The sequence below is a fragment of the Streptomyces sp. NPDC059499 genome (assembly GCF_042749285.1).
In the GTDB taxonomy this organism is placed as follows: Bacteria; Actinomycetota; Actinomycetes; order Streptomycetales; family Streptomycetaceae; genus Streptomyces.
Window position 1 is genome coordinate 225804 of sequence record NZ_JBHYTT010000011.1, and the last position, 18443, is coordinate 244246.

Genomic DNA, 18443 nt, shown 5'->3' on the forward strand with positions numbered 1-18443 from the left:
GGGGCGGTTCAGTAGAGGGTCAGACGGTGGTGTATCGGCGGGCGGTGAGGCGGCCGACCTGGTCCACGGTCAGGCTGTGGTTCGGCTTCCACGCGGTGCTGTGCGCGTCGGCGCGGAGCGCGATCGTGATCCGGTGCCCGTCCGGCCAGTCGTCTGGCACCTGGTACGGGAGGGCCACCGGCAGAGTCAGGTGGTGCATGTCCGGAGTGACGTTCATACCGACGCTGCCCGCGTCGGGGTCGAGACGCCACCATGACTCTGCGGGCCGGGGGACCGGGGCCCCGTCGTCCACGTCGTAGGCCCAGAGATGGGCGCCGACGCCAACGTTGTACCCCAGATCGTTGGTGACCTTGAACCAGGCGGACACGTCGAGGAGATCGCCCGCCGCGACGGGGACGACGACGCGCATGATCGTGGACCACGTCGCCGTCGAGAGATCGACCTTCAAGGTCGTGGGCACGAGCTCGTTCGTCGAGTAGAACCCGGACAGGGACAGGGCGGGCAGGTTGAGCAGGGTCATCAGACCACCTCGTAGACGGTCGCGATGATGCGAGTGAACGCGCCGAGAACTTGAATCCCCGTGCCCGAGGACATCACGCCGCGGAGTTTCAGGGTGTGCGACCCGGCCGAGGCGAGGATCCCGGACCACTGTTGTGCCGCCGTGCCGAAGTCGGTGGTGACCTCGCCGGACCACCGCGCGTTGCCGGAGGCCTGAACTCCGTCGACGTGCAGGATGCCCTCGGCGAGAGCGGTGGTGGCTGATGTGATGTCGAAAACGAAGGTGCCAGTGACCACGTACCGGGCGTTCGCGGTGGTGGTGGTCAGGGTGATTGTCGCCCCGGCGACGTCGGCTTCCGTGGTCGTCAGCGCGAGGTTGCTGGACCCGGTCGCCTCGTTGACGACTGGCTGCATCCGGGCGAGCTGCCCGGCGGTAACAATCCCGCCTGCGGGAATGGGCATGCGTCCTCCTACAGTGCGGCGCGCATCGGATGAGTGAGGGACAGCGAGGTGCCGGCCGTCTGGGGTTTCGCGATTCCGTTCACGGACCGGGTCACGGTGAACGTCTGCGGCGAGCTCGCCCCACTGATCGCGGTGACGGTGACCTCCTCGCCCCCGCACGTGACGGAGAACGGGAACTCTGCAGGCCTGGTGGCCGTGGTGATCCACAACGGGCCAGCCGTCACTGCGACAGACCACGAGGTGGCCGTGCTCGTCGCCGACGATGCGAGCTGCGACCCGTCCGTGTCCGCCCGGCCGAGCACGGGATCCTCCAGCACGCCCACTGTCCAAGGGCCGGCGGGTACGCAGTTCATGGACAGCGTCCAGTCGTACAGGCCGAGGACCTCGGTGTAGCCGCGCATCTGCTGGTCGATGAGCCCCGGGGGCAGCTGCGGCGGGGTGTTGTCGATGGTGACCCGGTCCCCGATGTCGAGGCCGAGGACGTCGCCGATGAGGTGTGGGGCGGCGTGCAGCCACACGGTGATCGTGGGGTAGCGCTCTTCGTCCCAGGTGCCCAGGTGCATGCGCCACTGGGCGATCAGCGCGGGCTGTGTGTCCGTGTACAGAGACAGGGTGAGGGCCTCGTCGTACGGGCCGATCCCGGCTGGTGGTGGCTGTACGGACAGGGGACCGGACTCGAGGACCGCACGCCCCGAGGAGCCGCCGGAGCGGGTCACGGTGACGTCGTTCCGTACTGCCTGGTCGTCCGGTGCGGGCTCCAGCGGGGGCGGCACTTCCCCTTGGACGGTGTAGTCGAGGGCCAGGCCGACGGCCTGGTTGTACAGGGACTGGCGGTCTCGGTACACCAGGGCGGTGCGGTCCAGGTGCTCGTACAGGATGCCGCCGTCGGTCTCCGCGCACTCCTCGAGCAGATCGAGGAGCGTCCCCGGCCGCTGTGGTCCCATCCGCTCGGACGGGGTGAGGTAGTCCACGCCACGCACAGAGATGTCGAGCTGGGCGGACTCCTCGGCACCGAGCCGGACCAGCCGGGCCAGGGCCGTCTCGCCGAGGAATCCATCGTCGGCGCCCTCAAAGATCGTCGTTGTTGGCGGGGCGTCGAGGACGCCGGTACCGGGCGTGGAGAAAACCGCCAGGTGCCCGATCGCCGTGCCCTCCAGGGCCGCCCCCCATGCGGCGGACACGCTGTCGATTCGGCCCTGGCCTGTGGTCGGGGCGGTGGCAATGAAGTACCTGAAATTCGTGGTGACGTCACGCCAGGTCGCCGTGACCAGGGTGGCGCCGCCCCCGTAGTCGCCGGTGTAGATCGCCAGCCGGTTCCATTTCCCGACGAACGCGCTCAGGGCTCCTGCGTCGCTGTAGGTGAATGCGCCGATCACCGTGCCGTCGGAGCTCTGCACCTCCAGGCGGATCGCAGCGGCAGAGGCGTAGAGGATGACCGTGCGCATGGTGGCCCCGGTGACCGACAGCCGCATCATCTCCGTCTGCACAGCCGGCAGGGCGGGCAGGTTGTAGACCCACTCGACCTGCCAGCCGGCCGTGGCGGAGCGCGGCACGGTCGCACGCAGGGTGGCGGGGTTCTTCGCCTTCGGCAGGGCGGCCGCGCCGCCGAGGGTGTCGTCCGCTGCGAAGTCGAATCCGGTCAACGTCATCGGCCGCACATCCGGCAGCGGCGAGTACGCGGAGGCCGCGTCCTGCCCGTCCTCCATCGGCCAGTACGCAAGCAGCCCCGAGGCGGACGGGATCCTGCGCCGCAGCGTCGAGTCGAGGGCCTTCTTGCCCTGGCCTGTCCGCCGCGTGATACCAGCTGCCTCGATCGGCACGTAGACGTCGGCACCCGATACATCCCAGCGGGACGGCCAGGCGCTGACCTCCCCGTGGAACCGGTACTGCCGGTCGCTGATCGATGCGCCTGCGCCCAGCGTCCACACCCGGCCGGCACTGTCCGTCCATCCTGTGGCGCCCTCGGCCAGGGCCCGGACGTCCGGGGATGCGACGACGGTGCCGCCGATACCGGACCGCACCTCGGCGCGGTGGATGCGGCCCTGCATGAGCACTGCCCCCGCCAGGTTGGGCGGGGCCAGTTCCAGCGGCGCGGTGCTCACGTAGATGCTCGTGGCCGGAGTCGTGGTGTACGAGGCACCTACCGCCGTCCACGGCCCGTCCAGGGACTCAGCCCAGTACAGGTTGACGGTGTATCCGCCCGACCCGTTGTTCACGTCCAGCGTGCCCCGCAGTGCCGCGCGCCGCGGCAGGTCCGGCAGAGTCCGGGAGACAGACACGCCTGCCGTCCCGGCCGTCGACCACCAGATGGAGAGCGTCCCGGAATCCACACTCAGCGCGTAGGACCGCTGGTTGGTAGCCGAGATCCATTTCCCGACCAGGGGATGAATGCCGGGCTCATTCCAGTCCATGGTGACCTCGGCACGCAGGTCGATGTCCCCCACGATGTCGAGCGCTGCCGCGTCCGGTGTGCGGGCGTAGGACGTGGCGATGCCCTCCACCGCCAGGTAGGACTCCAGGCCCTTGACGCTGACCCTGAGGGGCGTGTTCCTGCCGATCAGCCCGTAGTACGGGGAGAGCGGGTTGCGGGGGGAGTACTTGCCGTGCCGGTTGTTCAGGGTGAGCGTGCACTTTGAGGGGTCGCTGGACGTGGCCTCGTCGGCCGCGCCCCGATCGATCGTGATCGGGGCGCTCTCCCGCACGTCGGTCGTGACGTTGGTCCAGGTTCCGCCGATCTGCAGCTCCGTCCGACGCTCCGGCACGTTCTACGCCTCCTTCTTTCCGTATCCGAATGCGCGCTGGACGTCGCCTCGGCCGTCCTTGCGGACGATGCCGCGGATGAGCGTCTTGAACTCCGGTGCCCCGGCGAGCTCGATGATGAGGCGCTCCTGTGCGGTGCCTGCGCCTTGCCCCGTAGCGGGCTGCAGCTGGCGCATGCCGGGGACGTCGACGAGGTGGCGCATCGTCTGGTCCAGGCCGCTGCGGTTGCCTTCGGCGCCGGCCTCGACACCCGTGGGAATGTGGCGGCCGACCTCTCGGGCCATGACCTTGGAGGGCGAGTTGATGCCGAGTGCCTTCTTGATCGCCTTGGTCATGCCCTTGGCGATCGTCACCATCTGCTTCTCGATGGCTTTCTGCTGGCTCGCCAGGCCCTTGATGAGGCCCTGTGCTGCCTGGATGCCGCTGCCGTACATGGCGTTCCCGGCGACGGCTCCGGCGGACGTCGCGGCCTTGCCGAGGGCGGCCTGCTGGGCGTTGATCTGCTTGATCTGGGCGGACGATGCCTGGGCGAGCGCGGCCGCCGAGGCGGAGCCCTGGTCGACGCCGGCGGACGCGATCTGTGCGATCAGGTCGCCGGACACGCCCTTCTTGCGCAGCCTCGCCAGGTTGGCGGCGAACTGTGTGGCCTGGGCGACCTTGGCGCTGAGCCCGGACAGGAGGGACGAGGCGGTGACGGGGACGTCCTGGACCAGCTGTGTGATGTTCGCGCTGTCCATGACGCCCTTACGGATGTCCGCGGACAGCTTGTCGCGCGCCTTGACCTGGTCGGCGAGCTTCTTGCGGGCGTCCTTGAGCCGGGTCGCGATCGACGCGTCCCGGTTGGCGAGCCGGAGCAGCGCCTTGCTGTCGCCGCTGATCTTGCCGAGGGCTCCGGAGCGGCGCCTGCCGGGGGCGAGGCTGGTGCGGACGATCCCGGCGAGCTTCTCGGCCGCGGACTTGACCTGCTTGGCGGTGCCGAGGAGGCCGACGCCGAGGCCCTTGCCGATCCACCGGCCCTGTGCGGTGGTGACCTTGGACGGGGACGAGATACCGAGGGCTTTGGCGATGGGCCCGGGGATCGCGCTCTTCGCGAATCCGATGAGCTGGCTCTTGAGCCAGCCGCCCATGCCCTGGATGCCCCGCCACAGGCCCTGGACGACGGCCCGGCCCTTTTCGACGAGGAGCGATCCGAGGCTGCCCAGTGCGGACTGGATCCGCCCGGGCAGGCCGCGTACGTAGGCGATGAGGCCGACGACCTTGGCGACGGTCCCGGCCTTGATCTTGTCCCAGTGGTTCAGGAAGAACTTGACGATCATCCATCCGGTGATGAACGAAAGGATCATCAGTCCCACGGACTTGATCTTTGCCCACAGCCAGGTCCACACCTTGCCCGTAACGGACTTGATCTTGTCCCAGTTGGCGATGATCAGGATGACGAGGCCGACGACCAGGGCGATGACCCAGCCGACGGGCCCCATGGCGATCAGCCACTGTGCGGCCATGACGACGGCCCACGCGATCGCGCGTGCGGCCATGAGCCCGAACTGCACCACGGCGGTGAGGGACGCGCGCAGGACTGCGGCGATCCACGTGCCGATGGATACCAGGGCGCTGCCGACCCAGGCGGCCGCGGTGCGCGCGGCGGAGGCCACGGCGGCGGCGCCCAGGCGCAGGTAGGCCATGAGGCCGACGGCCATCATCCGCGTCCATCCCGCAATGGCGGTGTACGTGGTCGAGGCCATGAGCCGGTTGGCGATAGCGACCCCGGCCGCACCGACCTTGTAGAGGATCATGCCGATCTTGACGGCGGCCAGGACCGCGGCAAGTGCGGTGAGGACGGGGGCGGGCGTGTTGTTGATGAGGTCGGCGAGCTTGGTGGCCAGGAGCGCGGTGACGCCGATCAGAGGCGCTACGGCAACCAGCAGTTTCAGTGCGGCCCCCGCGAGGGTCGCCAGGGTTTGGCCGCCCTCGCGTGCGAGCTCGAGGAAGTCGGCCATGCCCTCGCTGCCCTTGAGGCCGGTGCCCCAGGTGGCGAACGCCCCGGTCATGGCGACGAGGCCGCCGGTCATCTTCCCGGACGCCGGCAGGAACGCCTGCAGGAGGCCGCCGAATCCCACGGCCAGGTTCTTGATCACGGTCAGGAAGTTGCGCAGGGCGGGGCCTGCGGCGGTGGACATGTCGCTCGCCCACTGCTTGAACTTCGCGGACTTGACGCCCTTGGCGACGTCGTCCAGGAAGCCGCTGAGCGCGGCCGCGGCCGCCTTCACGAACGGGGTCAGCATCGGCAGGAGCTTGCGCAGCAGCTCGATGCCCTTGGTGAACACGGGCATCGTCGTGCCGGACAGGCCGTCCGACCAGGCCTTGTGGTCCTTCTTCAGGCCGATGAACGCCTTGGCTGTGGCCCGGGTTGCCGGGGGCAGATCACCGAGGGCCTGCGTGTAGGCCTTCTGTGCTGCGGCGGCCTTCTCTCCGCCCTCCGCGGCGGCCTCCTCGGCTGCCGCGGCGAGCTCGGAGACCTTTTTGACCCCCTCCATCTGTGGTCCGGCCGCCAGCTGGAACGCCTTGTAGGCGAGGCCGGCGGCGGCGGCCGCGGCCGCGATGCCCATGACTGCGGTGGCGACGGCGGCGGCCGCCGGGACGCCGACGCCGAGGGCCACGACGGTCTTGCCGAGACCGGCCAGGACCTTCTTGGCCCGTTCGGCGCCTGCGCGCAGCTGGTCGGTGTCGATGCCCAGCCGCACCGTCATCGAAGCGAGCGTGGCCATGGATCGGACCCCCTCTCGCTCGATATTCAGGTGTCAGTGCGTACCGAGCCGCCCAGCGCGGTGTTGGCCTGCATGGCCTTGGCGAAGAGTTCTTCCGGGGTGAGCTTGCGCTTGCCCTCCCAGGCCGGCAGGAAGTCGGCGGGGGTGAGCATGCGGCCTTTGGCGCGCTGGGAGTTGGCGACCACCGCGGCGAGGATGGCCATCTGGACGTCGCCGCGGTGACCGCCGAGCGGGCCGGTGAGGCGCTCTACTGCTTGCCACTCCGTGAGCTCGCGCGAGGAGATCCGCTCGAGGAGCTCGGCGACGGTGTATCCGAGGTGCCCGGCGAGGCGGAAGTAGAACTGTCGCTCTGGCCGGGCTCGGAGTTTCCCGTCAGCTCCTCGACGTCGTCCTCGGTGAGGCCGGAGAGGCGGTTGGCGACGTCGACGACGCGCTGCAGGGCCTCGGCAGACTTGTCGGACAGGCGCTTGATCTCGCCGACGCTGCGGAACATCTTGTTCCCGGCCTGGTCGACGAGGCAGGCCGCGGCGACCCGCGCCCGGTAGTACTCCAGGGCCTTGTCCTTGGGGAGCTGCTTCATGTCGTTGCCGACGAAACCGGCCTCGAACCGGTCGCGTTCGGTGCCGGACATTCCCTTCACACGGACGGTGCCGCCCCACTCGGGCACGTGGACGTCCTCGATCGACAGGTCGGCGGCGTCGAGGATCTGTTCTGCGGACAGGTATGTGGTCATGGTCAGATTCCCGGGTTCAGTACGGGCTTCCCGGACACCTTGAAGGTGCAGGAGGCGGCCAGCTTGTCGTCGTGCGGTGCCTCGGGCTCGAAGCCGGTGAGGATCGCCTTGAACGCCCAGTCTCCGAGCGTCCCCGGCCAGACGACCTTGTAGTTACGGGGGTCGGGGTCCTCGAAGTCGTCGACCAGGGTGTCGTGTTCGCGCGGGTCGTAGTTGATGTCGATGGACACCTCCCCGCCGTCCTTGAGGCCGCCGATGAACTCGCGCCACCCGTCCGGGGAGCCGTGCGAGGTGACGTCGAGGGTTTCCCGCTCGATGCCCGGGGGCGTGATGTCGGTGACGTTGGCGATGGCCGTGAACACCTCCGGCCCCGCCCCGTCACCCCGCTGCAGCTGCGTGCCGAACGCGTCCAGACCAGCCATGATCGTTCTCCTATTCCTTGGTCAGCCAGACCCGGTAGGCGACGTTGATGTGCCTGATGTCGGGGTCCGGATCACGTAGTTGTTGGTGCTGCTGATGGGCGATGGACACGTCCCGGTATCCGGCGACGGCCAGCGGCTTGCGGTCCAGGACGAGGTCCAGGGCGGCGAGGATCTCCGCCGCTTCGCTGAATCCGCGGTATTTGGACCAGATGTGCAGGACGAGGTTGACGGCCAGGCCCCGTTGGTTGTGCGCGTCGTCCACGACCTCGGTGGTCGTGCCGAACGTGACGTAGGGGTGGGCCACCGGCTCGGGCACCTCGTCGAACAGGCCGGTGACCAGGGCCATGAACGGCCCGTCGGCGGTGACCTTGGCGTAGACGGCCTCCTGCACCGGCCACAGAGCCGACGTCATGGGCCGCTCGCCTGCGCCTGCGCGTGGCTCGCCTGCGCCTCCTCGTAGTGGGTGGCGACCTCGCGCAGGAACGCGGCGATGTCGGGTGCAGCGGGGCTGACCACCCCTGCCGCATCGACGCAGGCGGTCACGCAGATCGAGCCGACGTTGCACTCCTCGCCCTGGCCCACGCGCAGGAACACCGGGAGCTCGACATCAACAAGGGCGGCCATGGCTACCCCTTCCGTTTCTCGGCGGCGGTGATCTTCCGCTGCAGCCTGGTGATTTCGGCGGTGGCGTCGTCGCGCTTCTTGAGCTCGCGCACCAGCTGCCGGCGCCAGGTGTCCAGGAGACTCATCCGGCCCCCTCTCCCATGCGCCGGCGGAACGCGGCTCGGTAGGTGCGCGGGACCCCTGCCCGGTGCTGGTCGAACGCGGGCACCAGGAACGGCTGGTCGGCCATGCTGCTGGTGCCCTTCTCCACGTACAGGGAGTACTCGAGTTCCTCCGGGTCCCAGACGCCGACCTCGGCCCGTCCGAAGTGCTCGTTGACCCGTTGGTCCAAGGCCTGCCACAGGTTGCCTGTGCGGCGTGGTGTGCGTTCCTCGGCGGTGTTCTGGACGTCGTCCGCCCAGTCGTTCAGGGTGTCGCTGCGCGCCTGGCGCATCGCCTCCGGTACGCGGGCGACCGCAGTGAGGGCGCCTGCCAGGCCGTCCAGACGGATCCGGCGTGCCATCGGCCTACCTCCTGTCAGGGGAGCCGCAGGACGGCGGCGGTGACGCTGGTGACGCCGCTGTAGGTGATCGCGGCCCGGCCGGTGACGGAGTTGCGGTAGACGGAGCGCAGTGGCACGAACGCGGACGCTCCGGCGGCCACGGCAACGGCGGCGTCGGCGATGGCCAGGCCGCCGGAGGTGCCCGGCGTCACCAGGGTCACCGTGACCGAGGAGCCTCCGCCGTTGATGACGTGCAGCAGGAGGTTCGAGCCGACGGGGGCGGTGTCGCCGCCGCCGGCCGCCGCAGCGTAGGTGGGTACGGATCCGGCGAGGGCCACGGATTGCGCGGCAAGTGCAGCCATGGGGTGTCCTTACGTCTGGTGGGCTTGGCGGGTGGTGCAGTCAGCCCGCAGGTAGGTGCCGTCCACGGACGGCTCGAAGGTCGCGAACACCTCGTGCACGGCCCCGGCCGACTCGCGCAGTTCGTCGCCGCGGCGTACGTCAGCCGTCGGGCTGAAGTACCAGGTGAAGTCCAGGCGCGCCTCGGACTGGTCGGCGGCCTGGCGCTCGCGGGCGGTGGGCTGGGAGCGGCGGCCGCGCGGTGTGGACGCGAGGGCCCACGCGTGGCTCTGCCCGCCCCCGCCGTCGGGTGTCGTCGTCATCCGCCACACCTCGACGGTGCGGTTCAGGTGGCGGCGTACGCGGCTCACCTGGACCTCACCAGGGCGGCCCCGCCACCGAAGCGGGCGGCCAGGCGCTCGCGCAGGTAGTCGGGGAGCTCCATTTCGGTGATGAGGCCGTCGTCCCCGTAGGTGACGGAGTAGTCCCCGATCCGCTCGGCGCGGATGTCGCCGGCGGCGATGCCCGTGCCGTCGTCCTCGGAGCGGTGCGCGACCAGGGCCGCGGCGGCGATCCGGCACACGAGGTCGACGATGTCCGCGGGCACCGTGGGCAGGCCGTGGGTGTAGGTGACCTCCACCTCGGTCGGACCGCTCGGGGAGCTCCATCCGGCGGCCCGCCACAGCCGATCCGAGCGCAGCCGCCAGTTGGTCACTTCCGTGCCGTCCAGGAGGACCTCGGCCACCTCGGTGACCGGGGGTCCGGGAAGGCGTAGCCGGGTGTCGTCCTCGCCCTCGAGGGTGATCGTGGACGTGGTCTGGGAGATGGGGCACCCGGCCGCTTCCCGTACGGCCGCCGAGGCGACGTCCAGGAAGGTGCCTGTGATCGTCTCCTCGGCGGGTTCTACGGTCAGGCCGCGGGCGGCCAGGTCGGCCACCGTCGCCAGTGCTGTCAGTGCCACGGTGGCCTCCCCTTCACTTCACCAGGTCGATGAGGTCGGCCTTGGTGAACGTGGCCGCGTCGTCGGCGGACAGGTGGCCCTGGGCGACGACGTAGGCGATCCAGGCCGACTTGGGGTCGTCCTCGGACGGCTTGCCGCCAGCCCCTGCAGCGGGGGCGCTGGTGCCGGGGTCCGGGGCGGGGGTGTCGGGGAGCTCGGCCAGGTCGGCCTTGGTCATGCCCTCGGCCGCGTCCGGCTCGAGGCCGTGGGCGTTCACCGCCCACCCGACCCATTCCGCCTTGGTCGCGTTCTTGCCGGGCCTGGGCGGCACGCCGTTGGTCAGGGCGCTGTTGCCCGTGTCCGGGGCGCTGGGCGTCGGCGTGGGGGAGCTGCCGGAGTAGGGGCTGCCGTCGGCGTTGACGCGCCGCAGGTAGCCCTTGGTGAGGCGCTCGGCGATCGGGTCGGGCAGGGGCAGGTCCATCTTGATGACCTGCCCGCCCTCCCCGCGTACGTGGATGCTCTGGGTCATGTCAGGTGTTCCTCGGGATTCGGAAGGCGGTGATGGTGCCCGCGACGAACCCGGTGGCGATGTCCACCAGGAGGCTGCCGTCGTTCTGGATGAACCTGCCGGACTCGAACGGGCCGAGCCATCGCGTCGCGGAGTTGGCGACGGCGACGACCAGGTCGCCCTGCCCGGCCGCGATCGCGGGCGGGTTCGCGCCGGCCTTGATGGTGACGTTGCCTCCGGTGGCCCCGGCCACTACCCGCAGGACGGTGAGCTCGGGGACGGCCTTGGCGATGGTGTGCCCGTTGCCGACACCCGCGTTGGTGGCGGTACCGGCCGGGTCGGCCAGGTCGGCGTTGGGAAGCAGGGCGCTGTACGGGACTGTGGTGCGTGCCATGAGAGGGCCTCTCCGATCAGGCGGACGGGTCGATGTAGGCGACGGCGATTCCGTCGGGGCGCACGAGCTTCGCGCCGTACAGCGCCAGGCCCTTGACCGCGTCCGAGAACGAGCTCTCGGGGCGGTAGGCCTCGGTCTTGTTGATCTGCTCGGCGAACGAGATCGCGGACTGCACTCCGGCCTGGACGACGGACACGCCGGCGGTCGGCTCGGGGGTGTTGTTCGACTCGTAGATCTCGAACCCGGCGGCCCTGCCGACGGCCCCGTTGCGCAGGGTGTCGGTGCTGCCGGACTTGCTGTAGTCGGTGAAGCGGTCGTCCAGCAGGAGGCTGGCGTAGCCCTCCGGCGGAACGATGCAGTACCGGCCGTTGGTGGGGACGTTGGCCCGCTTGAGCCTGGTCCGCAGTGGCACCAGGACCTTGGAGTAGAAGTCCGTGGGGGCGGTGTACGTGTTGATCGGGGCGCCGGTGGAGCCGATCACGTTCGCCGCGACGACCCCGGTGTAGAGGCTGGCGACGTAGGTGTCGGTCTGGTCAGCGAGCGCGTAGGCCGCCTCGGACATGGCCTGGGGCATGACGTTGCCCTTGGCCTGACGCTTGTTGACGTCGTCGACCTTGAACGCCCAGTACTTCGACTGGTCGATGACCAGGGTGCGCTGGGCGTCGGTGAGCTCCTCCGGCACGATCACCGTGGTGTTCGGCACGTAGTTGCCGATGGTGGGCCGGGAGATCGACGTGATGCGGACGGTGTCGCCGGACTCGGCGATCTCGCCCTCGTAGTCGCGGTTGACGACGAGCGGAGCGGCGTAGACCAGCTCCTTGCGCCAGGCGACGAGCAGACGCGCCGCCCAGATCTCCGGCACGAAACGGGTAATGGCCATGGTGGTGTTGCCCTTCTGGGTCAGCCCGTGCCGAGCAGGTCATCCAGGTGGCCCGAATCCTGGGCCTTGGTGATCTGCTCGGGGGACATGTTCTTGAGGTCGGATTTGCTGAGCTGCTTCGGCCGGCCCGCCTTGCGCGCTGCCCCGCCGTCACCCGTGCCCTGGAACCTGCGTGCCGGTGCGGCTGCCAGGTAGGGCTTGGCCTTGACGAGCTCCTCGATCGCGTCGGCGATCTCGTCGCTGTCGATGTTTCCGTCGTCGTCGACCTCGAACTGATCGAGGTCGAGGAACTTGTACGCGTCGCCCGGGTCGGCCATGACGCCCTTTGCGGCCGCCTTCACCTCCGAGCGCACGATGCGTGCGTTGGCCTTGGACAGGGCGGCCTGCTCCACCTCGCGGCGGGCCTGGGCGGCCTCGTCCCCGGCGTCCTTCTGCGCCAGGGCCTGCTCGAGCTCCTTGCGCTTGTCGCGCTCGCTGCGCCACTTCCCTTTCATGGACGCGAGCGCACGCTTGCCCTTGTCGCCGAGGTCGGCGGCGCCCTCGAGGTCCTCGCCGTCGCCGTCACCGTCACCCTCCTGGCCGTCGGCGTCACCGTCGTCGGTGTCGTCGTCCTGGCCGTCGGCGTCACCGTCGGTGTCATCGCCCTCCTGGTCCTCGTCGGCGTCGCCGTCCGCGTAGAACACGAACGGGTCGATGCCGTAGGGGTGGGACCATCCGGGCTCGGCGTTGCGGCGGGCACGGCGGGGCAGGGTGCTGCGGTTCATCAGGACTCCCGTTGCGGGTGCGTGGCCCGGGCGTTGCGCGCGGGCAAGAAGGTGGTCAGACGATGTAGGCGTGACGGCGCAGCAGCCGGATGGCGTGCTCACGGTCTCCGTCGGCCTGGCGGTAGATCTCGGCGGGCATCAGCCGCGGTGACTTCGCGGTGGAGTACCGGTTGCCGGCGATCCGCTCGAACTTCTTGGAGCGGCTGCCGGCGATGCCGCGGCGGGTGATGCCCTCGGTGGTGATCTGGATGGTGCGCCGGTAGTAGGTGGCGGTCTGCATCCCGCGGCGGGCGTTCACCACCTGCTCGATGTCCGCCCCGTCGCCGATCGCCTGTACGGCGGCCGCCCCGAACGCCTTGTGCCGCTGGGCGGCGGTCATCTGCGCGAACACCGTTTTGGCGCTGGTGGGCACGGGCCGGAAGGAGCGGGTGACCGGGGCCATGGAGCAGTCGCACTGCGGGTGCCGGGCGAACCCGTCGGACAGGGTGTACTCGCGGCCGGCCAGGACGATGCACCGCGCGCACGCGGGGAGCTCAACTACCCGTACGTACGAGGTGACCGCCGGGCGCACGATCATGGCGACGAGGTCGGCGGCCCGCCCGGTGTCCGCGATGACGGTGCGCACCAGGAGGTCCAGGACGGCCGCGCCGCTCGCCCACGCGAACGCGAGGGTGGCACCGCGGGCGAGCGCGGCGAGGGTGGCCCACAGCGGGTACATCAGCAGCGTGGCGAGCGGCCTGCCGTCCGGGGCGATCCCGGCCAGGGACTGCGGGTCCAGCTGATCGGACTCGGCCCGGTCCGGGTCGTCGCCGAGCAGCCGCTGCAGGTACGGGTCGGCGGAGGTGGCGGCCGCGGACTGCGCCCCGGTCACGATCAGCAGGAGCTCGGGCAGCAGCTGCTGCCACGAGGTCCGCATGTCGTCCCGGTTCAGGCGCCGCCACACCTGCCCGGCCGCCCGCGCGGCCGACATCGCCAGGCGCGCTCGCTCCTCCTGGTGGCGCTTGGCCAGGGGCGGGATGCTCACGCTGCGGCCTCGTCGTCCTGGTCCTCGCCCCCGTCACTGTTCGGCCCGGCCCCGGGTGCGCCCGGGGCCATCATGCGGCCCACGGCGGCCATGGGGTCCATCTCGGCCTCCTTCTCCCGCAGCGCCACGACGTCGGCGATCTCCGTGGGTGTCAGGCCGTAGCGCAGGGCCAGCCATTGGAACGGGAACCCGATGTCCTTCAACTTCAGGAGGGCGTCGGCCATCTGGGCATGCGAGCGGGATTCGGCATCCGCCCACAGCACCCGGCCGGAGCGCAGTGCCCGCGCCTTGGCGGTCTCGCCCTTGGCCAGGGCGATCAGGCGGGCGCCCTCGCGCAGGCCCTGCCCGGACCACAGATGCTTCTCCTGCACCCGCTTGACCAGACCGGTCTCAGCGGCCAGCAGAGCGCCCTCGGCGAGGTTGGCCATCTTTCCCACCAGGTAGTGCTGGGGGGTCCTCGTCTGCGCGGCGAGGTGGCCCACGGCGACCTCGATGATCTGCGTGTACATCGTCAGGTTGGCGGCCTGCCACTCGGCGATGTGGGCGTCCTTGCCGGTGATCCACGCGACCCGGTCGACCTGGAATTTGTCGAGGTCGACGGCCTGCGTGCCCACGATCTCCCCTGCGCTGTTGAGCTTGGGGATGACCGGCCTCTCGGCGCCGAGGATGACCCGCTGCGGGAACGACGCGTAGTCGGAGGCGGTGAACAATTGCGCCCACAGGAGGTTGATGGCGTCCTGCATGGCCGTCACCCCGGACACGTCCGAGATGGGTTCCTCCACCAGCATGGGCTTGTTGGGGAGCTCCACCATCGGAACCACGCCCATGGGGTTGGGCTGTGGGTTCGGCTCCTTTCCCATCTCGCGCGGCTCCCACGTCCGCCGGCGCCGCTGCTCACCGGGCGGCAGCCACAACCCGATCGCCTCGTCGACGTCAGCCAACTGCGGAGACTTCGACTGCTGGGACAGGGGGCGGGCGAACTTCCACACCTCGTCGGCCAGGTACAGGGTGGCGAACTCCTGGTTACCGTCCTGCCAGGACTTGAGCGCGGCACGGCGGTTGCGGCGTGACCCTGGCTCGTAGGCCACGATGCACTGGCTGGCGTCCTCGAAAGTCACCACAGGCATGTCCGGGTCATCCGGGTCGCCCCAGACCAGGAGGAAGGACCGGGCCGAGTTGATCGACCCGAGGAACCCCATCTGGCTGTCAGCGTCCAGCCCGTTGATCTGCCAGCACTCCCAGAGCTCCTTGTCCGCGGTCTCCTCGCCGGAGGCCTGGAACCCTGTGACGGTCATCCGCTCCACCGGACTGTCCGCCACCACCTGCACCCAGTTGTCGCTGAAATCCTTGTACCGGTCGCCGTGGAACTTCGCGAACTGATCAGAGGCGAACTTGAGGCGCTGTTTGCCCTGGTAGTAGTCGGAGTTCCGGTCGATCTCAGTGCGCCGCCGAATCAGCTCCGACGTCAGCAGATCAACCAGCTCGAGGGCCTGTTCGTACGTAGCCATGCAGCCCCCTTACGCCGAGTAGAAGTAGGACTGGGCCTTCACGGCCAGGCCTGCGGCGATGACGTCGCCGAGCGCCTCGTGCGCCAAGATGCTGGGGATCGTGGCGTCGATCTTCTGGGACGGACTGGCCTTGCGCAGGACGTACTTGTCGCTCGGCCGCGCGGCCATCCGGGTGTTGCCGATGTGGGTGTACGTGATCGGGCACCCGTCGTGCGTGAACGCAGCCCCGTCGGAGTTGCGCTTGAGGACGTCGGTGCGCAGCCGCTCGGCCGCGGAGTACATCTGGATGATGCGGCGGGTGTGCCAGCGGATCACCCGCTCCTCTCCGTACAGGTCCACCCACTCGTCCACCTCCGTGTCCCAGTAGGGCGGGTCCGCGTAGAGGCGGACGACGTCGTAGCGGCGCATCAGCTGGTCCATGGCCGCGCGCACCTCGGCGCGCGGGACCTGGCCGCCGTAGTCCGCGGGGTTCCAGATCGTCGGCTCGTCCTCGTCCCCGTACAGGGGGGTGAACTGGTAGCCGTCCATCGTCTCGGCCCGGATCGCGGTCCAGTCATCGGAGTCGGATCCGTCGAACCCGAGCACGATGCGGGTCATCGGCCGTACGCGCCGCGGCTTGGCCTTGGCCGCCCACTTCGCGAGGTCCAGCCACGACGCCGTACCGGCCACGCACCGGTTCCCGAAGAACCTTTCCGCCTGCGCCGGGTCCTTCTCCATGATCTCGGCGGTCTCGGCCTCGATCGCGTCCAGGTCGACGTGCATGGACCCGGCGTAGACGAACGTGTGGATCCGGCGTCGCTGCCGTTTGTCCCCGTACGACAGGGACCGTGGCGCCTCCGGGTGGTACCGAAAGATGTCCTTGCGCTTGGTCTCCGAGGTCCGCTGTGCCACGGAGTCCTCGGACGGGTCCCACGCATTCGTGGTCTCCATGACCCGGCCGCCCATGCCGGCCGCGCCACGGCGCTGGGTCTCGGCGACCTTCCGCAGCTTGTTCGCCGTGGTGTACAGCCCGGTCTCATCCTGCAGCGCGGCCGTGATCGGGTTGCCCAGTCGGGACAGCGCGCTCGAGGTGACGGTCTCGACCTTGCCCTCGTCGCGTACGCGCGTGAACTCCTCGCCCACGCGCATGAAGTCGGCGAGCCATCCCTGCTTCACCATCGACTGGAACGGGCTGTAGACGTTGGTGACCTGGTCCTCGGACGTCGCGACCAGCTGAATCAGCGGGGTCGCCCACGGGCGGCCCATCGGCTCGCCCGCCTCGTACCGGTACCACCATCCGCACCTGCAGCCGTGATCCGCGCACCGGTAGCGCTCCCCACCGTTCGCCCACCCGGCGAACACGACCGGCCCGCCGGCCTCCGCACACGTGATCGTCGCCGACCAGGGACCCTTGCCGGTCTTCTGCGGGGCCACGATCTGCGACCGCCGGTAGTGGAACGCGGGCGCGAGCTGGCCCATGCGGGCCGTGGGCTTGATCCGGTAGTGGTTGACCGTGCACCACAGCTGCCACGGGTACAGCTCGAGGTCCTCGCCGCGGCGGAATCCATCCGGGATCGGACAGTGCGCTTCGATCCAGTCCGGCACCACCCACAGCGTGGGGAAGTCGACAACGAACTCAGCTGCGGCGGGACTACGCCCGGCCACTGAACGGAACGACCTTCATGCGGTCGCGAGCCGAACGGCGCGGCGGCGCCTCGAGCTCCTCCTCGTCGTCCTCCTCCCGCTGCTGCTCGGTGGCAACCACGATCTTCCACCGGTTGCGGAGCATGCCCTGCACAGTCAGACCCAGGCTCTCCATGTACTGCCGGGCCAGCTTGCGGGCCTCCACCTTGGAATCGGGCTGCTCGGTCTCGGCGAGCGTGCGCACGAACAGAGCGACCTCGAGGACCTGGCCGAGCTGCTCCCACATCACAGCCTGCGGCCGCGACCACAGGTCGTCCCACAGCATCTGCTCACGGGACGTGACCTCAGTCAGCGGCCACCAGGGCGGCCGGCCCGGACGTCCCTCTGCCGGCAGCATCGTCCAACTCGACTGATCGGACGGACGATTCCGGCGCAGCGCGTTGGGATCCGGGGGCGGACCGGATACCGCGCGAGCTCCTCCACGGGCCATGGTGATCACTCCTCCTGCTGCAGTGCGCAGCGAGCGGCGGCCGTCACGTTGCGTGATGGCCTTGGACCCTTTGAACCTGACTGGCCCCTCGGAGCCCTCCCCGGCGTTCCGGCGCCCCTACCCCGGAGGGGGTACCCCCCTGGGTCCGGTCACCCTCGGTGAGCTCAGGGATGAGGTCACGTCGTCTCGGCTGACGTAGCGTCGGGAGGCGTCCAGCCGATGGCGATCAGTGCCTGCGCTGTCTCCTCGGGGATGAGGATCTCTGTGTCCTCTGAGCTGAGCGTTGTGACATCGAAGACACGTAGCTCGAGCTCCATGGACGGATACTCATCGAGCGATGACCGCCACGTGATGGCACTTACGCCCTTGCTGATGTCCGTGCCTCCGACAGTGATGCTCCCCATGGATGAGGAGTCCACCTTGATGTCCACGTCATGGCGTTGCGTCATGGGCTACCTCTCTCTGTCGTTCCATCCGCCTGGTTGCTCGCGCGCGGTATGACGTGAGTGGTGTGCCTTGGTCATGGCCTGCAGGTTGGTCCAGTCGTGTCCACGTGGCCCGTTGGGGCCTAGGCCGTCGATGTGGTTGACCTCTGTAGCGACCGGGCGCAGGAGTGCCGGCCTGGCCATGCAGTCGTCGCAGGCGCAGTACGGGTTCGTACGTAGGTAGGCCTCGCGGGTGCGTTCCCATCGGCTGTCGTAGCCCTTCGCGCGGGCGCTGCCCCTTGTGACGCTCGCCTTGGCCTGGCACGGCCCACAACGGCCGCTCGCGGTAAGGGTCGGGCAGCCTGGCGTAGGACAGACCTGCAGGGCCTTACGCGTGGGCACTGATGTGCAGGCGCGCCATGAGCGGGGCCAGCCTGGTGACCATCGGTCCGTCCGTATGGCCGCAGCTGCATTCGAGCAGCGCGGTGCCTGTCAGCTCCCAGCAGGCCCAACCCTCTACTGGGGGTTTCTCGCGCTTCTCCGCGATGATGCGGACGTCGTGCGTGGCGAACGCCAGCATGGCTACCTCCTTGCATGCCGAGGCCCTGCGGTGCGGTGTGCACGGCAGGGCCTGGGTGGTCCCGCTGTCCGGTCGCTGCTAGCGCACCGGGGTCTCAGCCCGGGAAGACCTCTTCGATCCCATCGCCGGACAGCGGGGGTTCTGGGGCGGGGAAGCTGATCGGCGCCCCGTTGCCTAGGGCGGGGCGCCGGCACGGTCCTCTCGGATACCGCATCCCGCGGTC

General features: G+C 69.6%; 24 protein-coding genes. All 24 read right to left on the reverse strand.

Features of this window, described 5'->3' with window-relative positions:
* Positions 1–19: 19 nt before the first annotated feature.
* The 24 genes from ACFW9O_RS24915 to ACFW9O_RS25030 all read right to left on the reverse strand — a co-directional run bounded on the left by ACFW9O_RS24915 (position 20) and on the right by ACFW9O_RS25030 (position 18220).
* The gene (locus ACFW9O_RS24915) at positions 20–520 is read right to left on the reverse strand and encodes a hypothetical protein (RefSeq protein ID WP_384612214.1); all 501 of its coding nucleotides are present in this window, start codon (positions 518–520) and stop codon (positions 20–22) included.
* Entirely contained in the window at positions 520–960 is a 441-nt protein-coding gene (locus ACFW9O_RS24920) for a hypothetical protein (RefSeq protein ID WP_384612216.1), read from the reverse strand. The genes ACFW9O_RS24915 and ACFW9O_RS24920 overlap by 1 nt, the downstream gene beginning before the upstream one ends.
* Positions 961–968: 8 nt before the next feature.
* Entirely contained in the window at positions 969–3722 is a 2754-nt protein-coding gene (locus ACFW9O_RS24925) for a hypothetical protein (protein WP_384612218.1), read from the reverse strand.
* Between the two features lie 3 nt (positions 3723–3725).
* Positions 3726–6485: a hypothetical protein gene (locus tag ACFW9O_RS24930; protein WP_384612220.1), complete on the reverse strand. Its 2760-nt coding sequence runs from the start codon at positions 6483–6485 to the stop codon at positions 3726–3728.
* Between the two features lie 26 nt (positions 6486–6511).
* Positions 6512–6688: a hypothetical protein gene (locus ACFW9O_RS24935; RefSeq protein ID WP_351167190.1), complete on the reverse strand. Its 177-nt coding sequence runs from the start codon at positions 6686–6688 to the stop codon at positions 6512–6514.
* A gap of 44 nt (positions 6689–6732) precedes the next feature.
* On the reverse strand, positions 6733–7218 hold the full coding sequence (locus ACFW9O_RS24940) for a hypothetical protein (RefSeq protein WP_384612221.1): 486 nt from the start codon (positions 7216–7218) through the stop codon (positions 6733–6735).
* A 2-nt stretch (positions 7219–7220) separates the two neighbouring features.
* The gene (locus ACFW9O_RS24945) at positions 7221–7640 is read right to left on the reverse strand and encodes a phage tail tube protein (RefSeq protein WP_384612223.1); all 420 of its coding nucleotides are present in this window, start codon (positions 7638–7640) and stop codon (positions 7221–7223) included.
* Between the two features lie 10 nt (positions 7641–7650).
* Positions 7651–8052: a DUF3168 domain-containing protein gene (locus ACFW9O_RS24950; RefSeq protein WP_384612224.1), complete on the reverse strand. Its 402-nt coding sequence runs from the start codon at positions 8050–8052 to the stop codon at positions 7651–7653.
* A complete protein-coding gene (locus tag ACFW9O_RS24955; protein ID WP_384612226.1) occupies positions 8049–8264 on the reverse strand; it encodes a hypothetical protein in 216 nt (71 codons plus the stop codon). The genes ACFW9O_RS24950 and ACFW9O_RS24955 overlap by 4 nt, the downstream gene beginning before the upstream one ends.
* Positions 8265–8266: 2 nt before the next feature.
* The gene (locus ACFW9O_RS24960; RefSeq protein WP_384612228.1) at positions 8267–8389 is read right to left on the reverse strand and encodes a hypothetical protein; all 123 of its coding nucleotides are present in this window, start codon (positions 8387–8389) and stop codon (positions 8267–8269) included.
* Entirely contained in the window at positions 8386–8766 is a 381-nt protein-coding gene (locus tag ACFW9O_RS24965) for an HK97-gp10 family putative phage morphogenesis protein (RefSeq protein WP_384612230.1), read from the reverse strand. The genes ACFW9O_RS24960 and ACFW9O_RS24965 overlap by 4 nt, the downstream gene beginning before the upstream one ends.
* Positions 8767–8780: 14 nt before the next feature.
* Positions 8781–9107 (reverse strand): hypothetical protein, encoded by a 327-nt coding sequence (locus tag ACFW9O_RS24970; protein ID WP_384612231.1) that lies wholly within the window; start codon positions 9105–9107, stop codon positions 8781–8783.
* 9 nt (positions 9108–9116) lie between these two features.
* The gene (locus ACFW9O_RS24975) at positions 9117–9455 is read right to left on the reverse strand and encodes a head-tail adaptor protein (protein WP_384612233.1); all 339 of its coding nucleotides are present in this window, start codon (positions 9453–9455) and stop codon (positions 9117–9119) included.
* Positions 9452–10045, reverse strand: a complete 594-nt coding sequence (locus ACFW9O_RS24980; protein WP_351167172.1) for a hypothetical protein — start codon at positions 10043–10045, stop codon at positions 9452–9454. The genes ACFW9O_RS24975 and ACFW9O_RS24980 overlap by 4 nt, the downstream gene beginning before the upstream one ends.
* Positions 10046–10058: 13 nt before the next feature.
* On the reverse strand, positions 10059–10553 hold the full coding sequence (locus ACFW9O_RS24985; RefSeq protein ID WP_384612234.1) for a hypothetical protein: 495 nt from the start codon (positions 10551–10553) through the stop codon (positions 10059–10061).
* 1 nt (position 10554) lies between these two features.
* Positions 10555–10926, reverse strand: a complete 372-nt coding sequence (locus ACFW9O_RS24990) for a hypothetical protein (RefSeq protein WP_384612236.1) — start codon at positions 10924–10926, stop codon at positions 10555–10557.
* A gap of 16 nt (positions 10927–10942) precedes the next feature.
* Positions 10943–11806, reverse strand: coding sequence for a phage capsid protein (locus ACFW9O_RS24995; protein WP_384612238.1), 864 nt, complete (start codon positions 11804–11806; stop codon positions 10943–10945).
* Between the two features lie 20 nt (positions 11807–11826).
* On the reverse strand, positions 11827–12570 hold the full coding sequence (locus ACFW9O_RS25000; protein ID WP_384612240.1) for a hypothetical protein: 744 nt from the start codon (positions 12568–12570) through the stop codon (positions 11827–11829).
* Positions 12571–12625: 55 nt separating this feature from the next.
* Positions 12626–13594, reverse strand: a complete 969-nt coding sequence (locus ACFW9O_RS25005) for a hypothetical protein (protein WP_384612242.1) — start codon at positions 13592–13594, stop codon at positions 12626–12628.
* Entirely contained in the window at positions 13591–15102 is a 1512-nt protein-coding gene (locus tag ACFW9O_RS25010; protein ID WP_384612244.1) for a phage portal protein, read from the reverse strand. Before ACFW9O_RS25010 ends, ACFW9O_RS25005 begins: the two co-directional genes overlap by 4 nt.
* Before the next feature lie 9 nt (positions 15103–15111).
* Positions 15112–16746: a hypothetical protein gene (locus tag ACFW9O_RS25015; RefSeq protein WP_384612246.1), complete on the reverse strand. Its 1635-nt coding sequence runs from the start codon at positions 16744–16746 to the stop codon at positions 15112–15114.
* Positions 16733–17122 carry a hypothetical protein gene (locus tag ACFW9O_RS25020; protein WP_384612248.1) on the reverse strand — a complete coding sequence of 130 codons (390 nt, stop codon included), beginning with the start codon at positions 17120–17122 and terminating at the stop codon, positions 16733–16735. The genes ACFW9O_RS25015 and ACFW9O_RS25020 overlap by 14 nt, the downstream gene beginning before the upstream one ends.
* Before the next feature lie 269 nt (positions 17123–17391).
* The gene (locus ACFW9O_RS25025; RefSeq protein ID WP_384612250.1) at positions 17392–17646 is read right to left on the reverse strand and encodes a hypothetical protein; all 255 of its coding nucleotides are present in this window, start codon (positions 17644–17646) and stop codon (positions 17392–17394) included.
* A 382-nt stretch (positions 17647–18028) separates the two neighbouring features.
* On the reverse strand, positions 18029–18220 hold the full coding sequence (locus ACFW9O_RS25030; RefSeq protein ID WP_384612251.1) for a hypothetical protein: 192 nt from the start codon (positions 18218–18220) through the stop codon (positions 18029–18031).
* Positions 18221–18443: the final 223 nt, after the last annotated feature.